This is a genomic window from Marinimicrobium sp. C2-29 (genome assembly GCF_038419845.1).
In the GTDB taxonomy this organism is placed as follows: Bacteria; Pseudomonadota; Gammaproteobacteria; order Pseudomonadales; family Cellvibrionaceae; genus Marinimicrobium.
Genome location: NZ_JBCAQT010000013.1, coordinates 11,798 through 24,821, shown reverse-complemented (window position 1 = coordinate 24,821; position 13,024 = coordinate 11,798). Strand labels below are relative to the sequence as shown.

Annotated in this window: 12 protein-coding genes and 5 tRNA genes; all 17 read right to left on the bottom strand. The window is 60.8% G+C overall.

Going from position 1 to position 13,024, the window contains the following annotated elements:
* Positions 1-270: 270 nt before the first annotated feature.
* The 17 genes from rplL to AAE484_RS13190 all read right to left on the bottom strand — a co-directional run bounded on the left by rplL (position 271) and on the right by AAE484_RS13190 (position 12,965).
* Positions 271-645: a 50S ribosomal protein L7/L12 gene (gene rplL, locus AAE484_RS13270; protein ID WP_341938888.1), complete on the bottom strand. Its 375-nt coding sequence runs from the start codon at positions 643-645 to the stop codon at positions 271-273.
* Positions 646-702: 57 nt separating this feature from the next.
* Positions 703-1,197 (bottom strand): 50S ribosomal protein L10, encoded by a 495-nt coding sequence (gene rplJ / locus AAE484_RS13265; protein WP_341938887.1) that lies wholly within the window; start codon positions 1,195-1,197, stop codon positions 703-705.
* A 268-nt stretch (positions 1,198-1,465) separates the two neighbouring features.
* The gene (gene rplA, locus AAE484_RS13260) at positions 1,466-2,161 is read right to left on the bottom strand and encodes a 50S ribosomal protein L1 (RefSeq protein ID WP_341938886.1); all 696 of its coding nucleotides are present in this window, start codon (positions 2,159-2,161) and stop codon (positions 1,466-1,468) included.
* 1 nt (position 2,162) lies between these two features.
* Complete coding sequence (gene rplK, locus AAE484_RS13255) at positions 2,163-2,594, bottom strand: 50S ribosomal protein L11 (protein ID WP_341938885.1); 432 nt, start codon at positions 2,592-2,594, stop codon at positions 2,163-2,165.
* 187 nt (positions 2,595-2,781) lie between these two features.
* Positions 2,782-3,315 (bottom strand): transcription termination/antitermination protein NusG, encoded by a 534-nt coding sequence (gene nusG, locus AAE484_RS13250; protein ID WP_341938884.1) that lies wholly within the window; start codon positions 3,313-3,315, stop codon positions 2,782-2,784.
* A 7-nt stretch (positions 3,316-3,322) separates the two neighbouring features.
* The gene (gene secE, locus AAE484_RS13245) at positions 3,323-3,691 is read right to left on the bottom strand and encodes a preprotein translocase subunit SecE (protein WP_341938883.1); all 369 of its coding nucleotides are present in this window, start codon (positions 3,689-3,691) and stop codon (positions 3,323-3,325) included.
* 32 nt (positions 3,692-3,723) lie between these two features.
* A tRNA-Trp gene (locus AAE484_RS13240) sits at positions 3,724-3,799 on the bottom strand.
* 59 nt (positions 3,800-3,858) lie between these two features.
* Positions 3,859-5,082 (bottom strand): elongation factor Tu, encoded by a 1,224-nt coding sequence (gene tuf / locus AAE484_RS13235; RefSeq protein ID WP_341938882.1) that lies wholly within the window; start codon positions 5,080-5,082, stop codon positions 3,859-3,861.
* 142 nt (positions 5,083-5,224) lie between these two features.
* A tRNA-Thr gene (locus AAE484_RS13230) sits at positions 5,225-5,300 on the bottom strand.
* 59 nt (positions 5,301-5,359) lie between these two features.
* Positions 5,360-5,433: transfer RNA gene (locus tag AAE484_RS13225), tRNA-Gly, on the bottom strand.
* Between the two features lie 72 nt (positions 5,434-5,505).
* A tRNA-Tyr gene (locus AAE484_RS13220) sits at positions 5,506-5,589 on the bottom strand.
* Between the two features lie 92 nt (positions 5,590-5,681).
* Positions 5,682-5,757 (bottom strand) — tRNA-Thr (locus AAE484_RS13215).
* A 49-nt stretch (positions 5,758-5,806) separates the two neighbouring features.
* Entirely contained in the window at positions 5,807-6,541 is a 735-nt protein-coding gene (locus tag AAE484_RS13210) for an SPOR domain-containing protein (protein WP_341938881.1), read from the bottom strand.
* A gap of 27 nt (positions 6,542-6,568) precedes the next feature.
* Entirely contained in the window at positions 6,569-7,312 is a 744-nt protein-coding gene (locus AAE484_RS13205; RefSeq protein WP_341938880.1) for a type III pantothenate kinase, read from the bottom strand.
* Complete coding sequence (gene birA / locus AAE484_RS13200; RefSeq protein ID WP_341938879.1) at positions 7,309-8,316, bottom strand: bifunctional biotin--[acetyl-CoA-carboxylase] ligase/biotin operon repressor BirA; 1,008 nt, start codon at positions 8,314-8,316, stop codon at positions 7,309-7,311. The genes AAE484_RS13205 and birA overlap by 4 nt, the downstream gene beginning before the upstream one ends.
* Positions 8,303-9,427, bottom strand: coding sequence for an alanine racemase (gene alr / locus AAE484_RS13195; protein WP_341938878.1), 1,125 nt, complete (start codon positions 9,425-9,427; stop codon positions 8,303-8,305). Before alr ends, birA begins: the two co-directional genes overlap by 14 nt.
* A gap of 178 nt (positions 9,428-9,605) precedes the next feature.
* Positions 9,606-12,965: a family 16 glycoside hydrolase gene (locus tag AAE484_RS13190; RefSeq protein ID WP_341938877.1), complete on the bottom strand. Its 3,360-nt coding sequence runs from the start codon at positions 12,963-12,965 to the stop codon at positions 9,606-9,608.
* Positions 12,966-13,024: the final 59 nt, after the last annotated feature.

The window sequence follows — 13,024 nt, the reverse complement described above, 5'->3', positions numbered from 1 at the left end:
CACCAATGAGGCGTCAATGCCATGTGGATCTCTGCTCTACCCTCTACTACCCGGAGAATTCCCGTGGTAGCCTTAACCATGACGATGATTGAAACGTTTTCTCGTCCGGAAGCACCGCTGCCAAGAGCGATTCAGCACTTCCCAAAAAACCTGTCCAGTCTCGCCACTACTTCAGTCGTTACCGTCGACCGCAAACGGAAAAAGGCTGGCGGGCAAAAGCCCACCAGCCCAGGTCCAAATTGGTATTTGGACTGAGAAGCACGAACCCAATTACTTGAGTTCGACAGAAGCGCCAGCGTCTTCCAGCTTCTTCTTGGCTTCCTCAGCGTCTTCTTTCGAAGCGCCTTCTTTGACCGCCTTGGGTGCGTTCTCAACAATGTCTTTGGCTTCTTTCAGGCCCAGACCAGTGATTTCGCGAACAGCCTTAATAACGTTGACTTTCTTCTCGCCGAAGCTGTTCAGAACAACGTCAAACTCGGTCTGCTCTTCAGCCGCCGCGCCGGCATCGCCGCCGCCACCGCCAGCTACAACAGCCGCTGCGGCAGTAACGCCGAACTTCTCTTCCATAGCAGAGACCAGTTCAACAACGTCTTTAACAGACATTTCAGCAATCGCTTCAATGATATCTTCTTTGCTTACAGCCATGATTCAATTCCTACAATAGTGAGCTCAACGCTCGTGGATTCGGGTGAAGCAACCGTTTTAGGCCGCCTCTTGTTCTTTCGCGTCGCCAACGGCCGCAAGTGTGCGAACCAGTTTGCCAGCAGCTGCTTCTTTCATCACGCTCAACAGTTTGGCCACGGCTTCGTCGTAAGTCGGCAGGCTTGCCAACAGCGAGAAGTCGCAAACTTCGCCTTCATAGGCGGCCAATTTCATCTGCAGCTGATCGTTTGACTTGGCGAACTCCTTCAGGATGCGGGCGCCCGCACCAGGATGTTCGTTAGAAAACGCGATCAGAGTCGGGCCAACAAAACTGTCATTGAGACACTCATAGTTGGAACCCTCCAGCGCGCGACGGGCCAGCGTGTTGCGAACGACTTTCAACCACACGCCATTCTCACGGGCCTCTTTACGCAGAGCAGTCATCTCACTGACGGTGACGCCACGGGAATCGGCTACCACCGCAGAAAGTGCGCTCTTCGCAGCTTCCTGGACTTCTGCGACAATCGCTTTTTTGCCTTCAAGTCCTAATGCCACGGGATTTCTCCTGGGTTTTGACAGCGCCTCCAGACTACGGAGCGTTCACTGTCGTTAACTTACACTGCCGGTCAGACTGCGACCGGCAACCTCATATCGGTGATTTTCTGTCCCCGGGCGCTTAACACCCGGGGCGGGTCCCACCATCTGCGTAGGCCCGAGGTCAAAGCACTGCCTTGACCTCACATTAAGACCCCGAGGGGTCGCCTACGGTCTTTGACAGCCTGCGCTCGTGGCGCAGACCCCAAAGCTCGTTATCCCTCTGGCGTTATACCGCCAGAGAGGCTTGATCAATTACCAGGCCCGGCCCCATGGTGGTGCTCAGGGAGATCTTCTTCAGATAGATCCCCTTGGCCGAAGAGGGCTTGGCTTTTTTCAGATCGTTCAGCAGCGCTTCCAGGTTTTCCTTGATGGCCTGCGCCTCAAAGGAAATCTTGCCGATGCCGCCGTGAACAATGCCGCCCTTCTCCGCGCGGTAGCGAACCTGACCGGCTTTGGCATTTCTGACAGCCGTGGCCACATCGGGGGTGACCGTGCCGGTTTTCGGGTTCGGCATCAGGCCACGCGGACCCAGGATCTGGCCCAGCTGACCCACAACGCGCATGGCGTCCGGGCTGGCCACGACCACATCAAAATCCATGTTGCCCGCTTTCACCTGCTCGGCGAGATCTTCCATACCGATGATGTCAGCACCGGCTTCTTTCGCCGCATCGGCATTGGCGCCCTGGGTGAAAACAGCGACACGTACGTCTTTACCGGTACCGTGAGGCAGAGTGGTCGCACCACGAACCACCTGGTCCGATTTACGCGGATCGACACCCAGGTTGACGGACACATCAAAGGTCTCCGGAAACTTCACGCTGGACAGATCTTTCAGCAGCGCTACGGCGTCTTCAATGCTGTACTGCTTGGCGGCGTCAACTTTCTCGTTGATCGCGCGCTGACGTTTACTCAATTTAGCCATCTTACACGCCCTCCACATCAAGACCCATGGCGCGAGCTGAACCGGCGATGGTGCGCACAGCGGCGTCCATATCAGCGGCGGTCAGGTCGGCCATTTTGGTTTCTGCAATCTCTTCGAGCTGCGCGCGAGTTACCTTGCCGACCTTGTCGGTATTGGGCTTGCCGCTACCCGAAGTGATGCCCGCGGCCTTCTTCAGCAGGAAGGAGGCCGGCGGAGTCTTCATGGTGAAGGTAAAGCTGCGGTCGCTGTAGACACTGATAACGACCGGCACCGGAGCGCCCGCTTCGATATTCTGAGTCTGAGCGTTAAACGCCTTACAGAATTCCATGATGTTCACACCGTGCTGACCCAGCGCAGGGCCGACCGGTGGACTTGGATTTGCCTTACCCGCTGCAACCTGCAGCTTGATATAGGCGGTAACTTTCTTAGCCATAATGTTACTCCCCAGTTGGGTGTTAGCGCCTCGAGAGCGTTTTTGGCGAAACGCTCTGTCGCTGGCTCCCCGCCCTGCCGACAAACCTGACGGTCAGGGACACGAAAACCTTCCTTCGCGTCACAGCGAAGAAAGGTAAAAAGCGGCTTCTTTTAGCCGTGCATCGCACAGCCCGATTCGTTCGCGGTCAGGTCTTCTCAACCTGGCCAAACTCCAGCTCAACCGGTGTCGAGCGACCGAAGATCAGAACGGCCACACGCAAACGACTTTTCTCATAATTGACCTCTTCAACCACGCCGTTAAAGTCGTTGAAGGGGCCATCAGTCACCCGTACCATCTCGCCGGGCTCAAATACTGTCTTGGGCTTGGGCTTCTCAATCGAGTCATCGACTCGCTGCAGAATGGCCTCGGCCTCTTTTTCGGTAATGGGGGCCGGCTGATCCGCCTTGCCTCCGATAAACCCCATAACCCGGGGCGTATCTTTTACCAAATGCCAGGTATCGTCGTTCAATTCCATTTGTACGAGAACGTAACCCGGGAAAAACTTGCGCTCACTTTTGCGCTTCTGGCCACCGCGCATTTCCACGACTTCTTCAGTGGGAACCAGAATCTCACCGAACTGCTCTTCCATCTTGCGCAGCTCGACGCGCTCTTTCAGGGCAGCGGCGACTTTTTTCTCAAAACCGGAATAGGCGTGTACTACATACCAACGCTTAGCCATCTATCACCTACCCTATAATCAAGGACGCGACCCAGCCGAAGAAGGTGTCCAACAGCCAGAGAATAATGGACATCACAATCACCACGGCAATCACGATCAATGTGGTCTGATTGGTTTCCTGACGACTTGGCCAGACTACTTTCCGTACTTCCACCAGCGATTCGCGCAGCAGACGCCAGAGGCTCGAGCCTTTTTCAGTCTGCAGGGAGATCAGAATTGCCACAGCGGCCAAAACCAACAGACCCAACACGCGGTACAGAATCGGCTCGGCGGAAAAGTGCGAGTTACCCACAACCCCAACGGCGACCAGCCCGACCACCAACAACCACTTTACCGGGTCCAGGCGGTACTCTTTTGCTTCGCTCTTTGTATTCATAGGCTGCAGAAACCTTGTTGCACTCTCAAAGATGGCAGGCCAGGAGGGACTCGAACCCCCAACTTTCGGTTTTGGAGACCGACGCTCTACCAATTGAACTACTGGCCTGTAACTTTTGGCGGGAACAGGGGCTCAGTGAGCCCCTGCCGCAATTTCGATACTACTTTTTACTCGACGATCTTGGAGACCACGCCGGCACCGACAGTACGACCGCCTTCGCGGACCGCAAAGCGCAGACCTTCTTCCATCGCCACCGGGTGAATCAGAGTCACGCTCATTTTCACGTTGTCGCCCGGCATGACCATCTCAACGCCTTCGGGCAGCTCGCAAGCGCCAGTCACGTCAGTGGTACGGAAGTAGAACTGCGGACGGTAGCCCTTGAAGAACGGAGTGTGACGGCCGCCTTCGTCTTTGGACAGTACGTACACTTCGCCTTCGAACTTGGCGTGCGGGGTCACTGAACCCGGCTTGGCCAGCACCTGGCCACGCTCAACTTCGTCACGCTTGGTACCGCGCAGCAGTACACCAACGTTCTCACCGGCACGACCCTCGTCCAGCATCTTGCGGAACATCTCAACACCGGTACAAACGGTCTTGGTGGTGTCTTTCAGACCGACGATTTCCAGCTCTTCGCCGACTTTGACCACGCCGCGCTCTACACGACCGGTCACAACCGTACCGCGACCGGAGATGGAGAACACGTCTTCCACCGGCATCAGGAACGGCTGATCAATGGCGCGCTCGGGCTCCGGAATGTACTCGTCCAGCGCCTCAACCAGCTTCTTGACAGCAGTGCTGCCCAGCTCGTTGTCGTCTTCGCCGTTCAGAGCCATCAGGGCAGAGCCCGGGATGATCGGGGTGTCATCGGCAAACTCGTAGCTCTCGAGCAGCTCTCGCAGCTCCATTTCGACCAGCTCGAGCATCTCGTTGTATTCTTCGGTGCCCACGCCGCCGCAGTCTTCGGCCAGCAGGTCTGCCTTGTTCAGGAACACAACGATCTTGGGTACACCCACCTGGCGAGACAGCAGGATGTGCTCGCGAGTCTGCGGCATGGGGCCGTCAGTCGCGCCACACACCAGAATCGCGCCGTCCATCTGAGCGGCACCGGTGATCATGTTCTTCACATAGTCGGCGTGGCCCGGGCAGTCAACGTGCGCGTAGTGACGCGTCGGTGACTCATACTCGACGTGGGAGGTGGCAATGGTGATGCCGCGCTCTTTCTCTTCCGGCGCATTATCAATACCGTCGAAAGCCATGGCCGAACCCGACCCCCACACTTCGTGACATACACGGGTCAGTGCCGCGGTCAGAGTGGTTTTGCCGTGGTCTACGTGACCGATGGTGCCCACGTTGACGTGGGGCTTACTGCGTTGAAATTTTTCCTTCGCCATTGCGAGCGCCTCCTCACATTCAAGCTATACAGTTGGGTTAAACATTCCGCGAATCCGGACTTAGCCAACCAGAACACAACGGCCAGAACCACCGGATACTCAGACAAAAACAGCCGCAGGAGCACTCTCCCGCAGCCAAATATGGAGCTCATGAGCAGATTTGAACTGCTGACCTCACCCTTACCAAGGGTGTGCTCTACCAGCTGAGCTACATGAGCTTAAAACCTTCATCAAACCTTTCGGCCTGATTTCTCACCCGGGGATAAACCCGAAAGGGTGGAGCGGGCAGCGGGAATCGAACCCGCATCATCAGCTTGGAAGGCTGAGGTTCTACCATTGAACTATGCCCGCAATACATGCCCGCAAACTACAAACTTCCTTTTGCGAGTTGCCCGCCTAGCCTGGCCGGGGTATTCTAAATAATGGTGCAGGGGGGAGGATTCGAACCTCCGAAGCTTGCGCGTCAGATTTACAGTCTGATCCCTTTGGCCACTCGGGAACCCCTGCTAAAGCAGCCGGCATTGTCCGGCTCAAAGCACTGCCTGTCAACCAAAAAGCGCAATATTTTCACGCAGTTACAGTCAGATACTTAGGTTAAATGGAGCTGGCGAGAGGAGTCGAACCCCCGACCGGCTGATTACAAGTCAGCTGCTCTACCAACTGAGCTACGCCAGCCATAAACCTGTTCACGTCTCAACGTGGAGGCGGGATTCTAGAGAAAGTTTCACTCAGACGCAACACCTGGACAGAAATTTTGTCGACGCTCGAGTTCGGGGGCCTGCTCCAGAAGATCTTCCCACAGCCCCTCACCCAACTTTCGGGCGTCACCGGGAGGCAGGGAGACCCAGATTTCCCGGTGAGTTCGTTCAATTTCGCGGATACGCGCCTCATAACCCTGATCGCTCATTTCGTCCCGGCGCGCCTCGGCCAGCGCTTTGCGACTGAACATGCCGAAGGAGATACCGTTCTCCAGGTCGCCCCGGGGAATGATGTAGCTGTCGACCTGCTTGGCCTGCAGTTCATGCAGGCGCCTCAGGGCAGCGCGATGGGACAACTCCGGCTCAAGATAGACCCAATAACCCTCGCCGTCCGGAACCTCCAGATCGCGCACCTGAGCATCCAGATCCAGCGCCTGCAGGCGCTGTACGGCAGTTTCAGCCGAGGGCCGATCGGCATAGGGGCCCACCAGTGTGCACAGCGGGTTCTCCCCCAGGTCGGCCGACCCGGACGGGTCGGAAGCGAGCGAGGCTTCCGGCTCGCGCTCCGGCGCAGGCGCCGATGACTCGCGCGGCTCGCCGGATTCGGGCAGCTTGGGTAGAAGGGACAGAGACGGCACTCCCTCCAGCTCCGCCCCGGCCTTACCAGCGCCTGCTTCTGCCTCCCCTTCTCCCAGAGTCACCCACTGCAATAGAAACAACAGCAGGTTGGCCAGTAGAAGTACGAAAAAAATTGCCCGCATCGAGATTCAGCCCTGAAACGAAGAGTATTAGATTGGAGCGCGATCGGCGCTGATCACCGGTGCCAGCCCGTCCAGCACCAATTCCGGGACCAGACGGGCGCCCGGCAGATGCTCCAGCAAAAGCGGACCGTCACCGCCGGCCACCAGGGTCTGGGCGGGTCCCGCCGGCAACCACTTCAGCCCCTGTCGCACCAGCCCCAGCGCCATGGAGGCAATCGCCGCCTCCACCGCCTGGACCGTATCGCGCCCGGGCTCGAGCATCAGACGCTCGGGTGGCTCGACGGCGGCGCGCACACGAGCGGTGTCGCTACTCAGCGAGCGCCGCATCAATTGCCAGCCCGGCCCGATGTAGCCCCCCAGATGGACGCCATCGGCCCTCAGCAGGTCCACTGTGATCGCTGTGCCAGCCTGCACTACCACGACCGGGCCGGCACAAGCCTGGCGCGCCGCCACCAGCGCCAACCAGCGATCCACGCCCAGTTGCGACGGGTCCCGATAGCCGTTGGTCACTCCGGCGCAACGGGCCTGGGTCCGGGCAAAGCGCGGCTGACGGTTCCAGAGCCGCTCACACCAGGCGCTCAGATCGGCGTCACGGTCCCCGGCCAGCACGCTGGCCACCCAGATTTCCCCGGGAACCGCTCCCAGAGCGGCCAGTTCGTCCGCCACCAGAGGTAACTCCTGGTGCCCGGCCACGCCGCCTGCAAGCCTACCCGAATCGTCGCGCAGTCGCCATTTAATGCGGCTGTTGCCCAGATCAATTTCCAGAATCATGACACAGCTCTCATTGACAGTTCCCCACCATGACAGAGCTGTTCCTGGCCGTCGACCTCAAGGCGGAGCGCTCCGCTGCCGTCAACGCCCCGAGCCACTCCAAGTTGCTCGCGCTGAGCGGACTTCAGAACCACGGTCTGGCCCAGAAACGCATCCCGGGCGTGCCAGGCATTCCGATAGTCAGAAAAACCGCTGCGCTGATAATCGGCCAACAGAGGCAGCAACTGGTTGATCAACTCAGCGGCCAGGCGGTTGCGCGATAGCGGCGCGAGCCCCTCTTCACGACAGGCTTCGCTGACATCCACCCAGGGCTGATCAATACCCCGGGCGGCCCCGGCCGGCATGGAGAGGTTGATACCGATCCCCACCACCACCCGACACTGCCCCACCGGGTCCCCGGTCATTTCCAGCAGCACGCCGGCGAGCTTGCGTCCGCGCCAGAGCAGATCGTTGGGCCATTTGAGCCGCACCCCCTGCAGCCCCGAGGCTTCCAGGGCCCGGCAGATTGCCACCCCCACCGCCAGACTCAGCCCCTCCAGTGCGGCCGCGCCGCCGTCAAAATTCCAGGAGGCCGACAGATAAAGGTTGCGCCCGTAAGGGCTGACCCAGGCGCGCCCCCGCCGGCCACGCCCGGCCGTCTGCTGCTCCGCGAGGCAGACATAGCCGCTGGGCTCGGCCGGGCCCCGCGCCAGGGCGCGGACATTAGTGGAGTCAGTCGCCCGAAACAGCTCCAGAACATTGAGTCGCCTCCGGGCTTCCGGGTCGAGAGCGCCGAGAATACGTTCTTTCTCCAGCAATTCCAGACCACCCTCTACCTGATAGCCACGCCCGCGAATGGAAGTCAGGGGCAGCCCCAGCTCGGTCAGTTTCTGCAGGTGTTTCCAGACCGCTGCGCGACTCATCCCCAGACTCTCCCCGAGTTCGTCGCCGGAGTGAAAGTCGCCATCGGCCAGGCAGACCAGCAGCGCAGAGAGCGGATCTTTGGGAGTGTCAGCTTGGGTCATGGGCCTCCTGATCTCGGTAAATACGGCGGTAACGGCCCGCCAGGCTGGTAAGGACTTCGTAACCCAGAGCGCCACTGCGGTGGGTGACATGACTCAGGGTCAGGCGCTCATCCAGCACGCGGACATAGGCCTGCTCAGGCTCCGCCGGAAGAGCCGTTCCGGTCACATCGAAGACCGTGGTATCCATGGAAATTCGGCCCACGACCGGCACCTCCCGATCGCCCAGTATTCCTTTTGCCCCCTGGCGGCCAATGGTCCGGTTGAGCCCGTCGGCGTAGCCTCCGGCCACGACCGCCAGGCGGGTCCCCGCCGGGCGTTGCTCGGTCGCGCCATAGCCGATGCTGACCTCGCCCGTCAGCTCCCGGACCTGCAACACCGGAAGCTCAAGCTGCACCACCGGCTGCATGGCCGGTGTCCGGTCAAGGTGGGGATCGTAGCCGTAGAGCGCGGCACCGGTGCGGGCCAGGTCAAAATGCCAGTCGGCGCCGAGAAAAATACCGGAGGAGTTTGCCAGGCTGCAACGGATGTCCGGCACCAGCGTTCGCACCTCGGCGCACCGCCGGGCAAAGGCCTGCTGTTGCTGCCGGTTCATGGGGTGATCGTACTCGTCGGCGCAGGCAAGGTGGCTCATCCAGAGTATCGGGTGAGCGGCGTTCAGCAAGGCGGGATCTTCCCGCAACTGCTGCCATTCGGAGTCGCTCAGCCCCAGTCGGGTCATGCCGGTGTCGATCTTCACGGCCGAGGGCGCCGCCCGGCCCTCGAAGCGACAGGCGCGGGCCCAGCGATCGATCGCGGGCAGACTGTAGAGCACCGGCACCAGCCCCTGCGTCATGCACTCGCGCTCCTCGCCCGGACGCGCGCCGCCCAGCACGTAGAGTCGCGCATCGGCGGGCAGAAACCGGCGCGCGGCGATCGCCTCTTCCAGGGTGGCGAGAAAAAACTCACGGCAGCCGGCCCGGTAGAGACTGTTGCCCACCGGATCCGCCCCCAGGCCATAGGCGTCGGCCTTTATCACCGCCGCCGGCGGTTCTGGCGTCTGCGCACTGACGCGCCGCCAGTTGGCCCGAACGGCGTTCAAATCGATGGTCAACCGCCCCGTTGCTGTACTCATTGAAACTACGACCTGGATGTGAGGATAGAGGCTCGCATCTAAGCAAACCTGAGGGAGAAAATCCAGAACGGAGTGGAGTTGTGACGCCTGGGCCTCCGTGCAAGTGCCGTGGCGCCACCGAAGAACCAGCGACGCATCCGCGATGGAGCGCCGCAGCGCTCATCGCGAAGGTCTGGTGCTACTCGCCGGAGGGAAAGTGATGCAGGGTATAAAACGCACTCATCGGTACCTCGCCATGCTCGGCGGTAATGGCCTCCCCTTCAAACACCAGGTGGTACACCCGGGCGGTCTGCTGGGGATGGACCTCGGGCACCTCGGTATCCTCAAGCGTCACCACCAGCGTCCGGCGGGGCTCGTCGAGCCGGAGGTTTGCCACCGCTTCGGGGCGTTCGCCCAGTCGCTCTGAGCCGTAATCGGGGGCGTCCCGGTAGGTCCAGGAGTTCAGAGCGAGCGATTCGCTCAGCTCATCCACGCCAATGGACTCCGGCAACGCCCGAGTAAAGCACACCGCAAACCCTTTCTCTGTAGCCGTGACCCGCTCAATCGCCAGGGGCGGCTCCTCGCCCTCCCAGACAAGCCGCTGCATGGCGGCCACATGTCCGCCCTTGGCCTGCCAGCCCCGGCCGGTCTGGCCCAGCAGCAGACTGCCGTCCGGCAGGAATACGGGGCGCATGGCACCGGAGGCAAGCCCGGTCACAAACGGCAGGGCAGCGCCCTGTTCGGTGCCGTCGGGCAGGGTTTCCATCACCACGCGGAAGAGGTTGGACTGGGTCTGATCGCCGATCAGCATCTGCCCCTGAAACGGTCCGAATTGCCCCTCGGTGGTGTCCCAGGCGGGATGCCCCGGGGAGTTGGCAAGCAGGTTGTGCGGCATGAGCAACAGCTCTGGCTCGCGCTCGTCCTGCACCCGCTCCCAGGCGATCTCGGGCGAGTCCGGGGTCATGCCGGGGCGATCGACCAGCCCGGAGGGATGGCCGTAAAACGCGTCCTTCTCCAGCACGAACAGCTTGGAGGTACCGACAAATTCGCCCTGATTCTCGGTGATCCAGATGCGGTCGTCCGGTCCGCGCGCCCAGCCGGCGGCACTGCGCAGGCCGCTCGCCCAGGGCGTGGCTTCGCCATCGGCCGTGACCCGGAAGGCCCAACCGCTGTAGCCCCCCTGCGACCCCATGTAGAGGCCGTCGGCCTTGTAGACCGCCTCGTCAGTGTGCGCCAGGTTCAGGCCAAAGTAATAGGCCCCGTCTTTGCCCTTGACCGGCCCGTGCAGGTAGGTGTGGTAGTTGCTGTGGAAGCCGAAGCCATCAAAAAGGGTGTCGTAACGGTCCGCCAGACCGTCACCGTTGGTATCGCGCACCCGGGTCAACTCGGCCTTCTGGCCCACGACCAGATCCAGCCCCTTTTTGTCTTCGATGACCAGCCCGAGGCTGTCAAAAAAGCCCTCGGCAAAGAGGCGCCATTCGCCATCGACAATGCGCCAGATACCGGAGTTACGGTTGGCGACAACAATGGTGCCGTCTTCGGCCACGGCGAGGCCGAGCCCTTCAAACAGCTGCTCGCGGCCGTAGTTATCCCGGGGCGGAAGATAGTCCTCAATGCGATAGCCCTCGATCAGACCCGCCTCGGAGGAGGCCACCTTCAGGGGTTGGCGTTGATAGTCAAAATCGCTCGGCTCGGGTCGCCAGGGGTTATCCGTGACCCGCATCCTGGCCTGGAGCGTCACCGGCAATCGGGTGTTTTTGGCAAGCTGCCATTGCCCATCTTCAACATCGCCTTTCGACACTTCAATGGAGTCCAATGCCTCGGTACTGAGATGGAACGCCTGCGCCTGCTTCAACTCACCCCCGACCGTGATCGTCACCGAGCCGTCGGACGAAACCTCGGTGCCCACTTCCAGGCGGTTCTTCCCGACCCGGTAACGAAAGACCGGCGCCGCCCCGGGATCGGTGGAATCGTGCCGGTAGCCCAGAAAGCGGGCATCCTCCTGCTCGAGACGCTCCATATGATCCTGCTCGGAGTAGAGCGAGGCACGTACAGTGTCAAAGTCCTCAAACACCGACTCCTTGAATGAGAAATCGATCAGCTCACCCGAGCGGTTGAGCGGCGCAAACAACACCCCCTCACTGCCCAAATCAATCTCCCGGCTGTTGAAGCCCATGTCCAGACCGCCGCCACCGCGGTTGCGCAACTCACCGGACATGTCCAGAAAACCGCCCTGCCAGAGTTTGGCGATTCCCAGCACCCGGGGGTCGAAACTGTAATTGATGCCATTGGGCTGCCCGACGTGCAGGGCCCGGCCGGAGACGCCCGGCATGGGGCCGCGCTGCAGGCGCACCCGCTCATCCACCAGTCTCTGCAGCCCATCGATCAGGGGGTCGTAGGCCTCGGGCCCGCCCTCTTCGACCAGCTGCACCTGAGGCCCCTGGTCCGCCAGTGGATTGAGGGTTTTGAGATAGGCGCCGATGGCATCGATGTCCGCCTCCGAGAGCATCTGCTCGGAGTAGGCGGGCATGATCGGCTGATACGCCTGACCGCGACTCTCCCCCGCCTCGGCGATGGCCAGTTCCTCATCGGGCGTGCGGATACTGCTATGCAGGTAGCTGCGATCGGCCTTGACCACAAAGGTACCGTCACCCGACCCTTGCTGAACCTCCCGGTCGCGCGGGTTCTGCTGGAACAGTCCGTAGAGGTTGGGCCCGGCGCGAACCGACTTTTCTCCCTGATTGACGGCGTGGCAGGAAGCACAACCCAGCGACCGGAAGGTCTCTTCGCCCAGCGCCACGTAGTCCACCAGCTCGGACTCATTGGTGACCCCACCCGATTCGTCAGGTGGTGTAACCCGGCTGTAGTCGGCGCGGGCCAGGTGGACATTGCGAAGCGCGAGCGAACCCTCGTGGATGCGGATCATCAGGGGCCCGGTCGGCTCCTCCCAAGGCTGGATGGACCCGTCACTAAAACCCGAAACAATGACGTTGCGCTGCACCGTCTCGTCATTGACTTCGACTTCCAATAGCAGGGCGTCGCCCACTTTCTTGCCGCTGTCGTCGTAGCGTGGAGCGCGAAAACGTATCTCGATAGCCTGCCACTCACCGGCGGCATTGGCGGCATCCGTCGTGGGTGGAGCACCGTCGTGTTCATTGCCGGGGGCCAACGCGCCCAACTGATCGAGCTCCGGATGAGACTCATTCCCGGCATTGGCCAGCCGGATCTCATAGCGCCCAAGCAGATAAAGTCCCGCGCTGGCGCCCTCGGGCAGCATGACTTCCAATCGCACAATACTGTCGCCAAAGCGCTGTTCGGACAGAAGCGGAACCTCATCCTGATCGGCGCTCGCCCGGTACGCCAGGGAGGGGGCCTCACCGCGCGACACATCAAAGCGCTCGCCATCCCGGGACAGAGAAAGTGTCTGGGCGCTCTCCCAGTGCGGGTGGGCCTGAAACAGCTCAAGCGGCGTCTGCGCGAACGCACCCGCGGGGATTGAAAGACCGGCCCACAACCAGAAAAGGCTTTGGCTGAAAAACCTCGTTATTATCGCTTTCATTTGGGTACTCCATGCTATCGCCGACAGTCGTCATGCATCGTTTTGATCGTTAGAAGTCT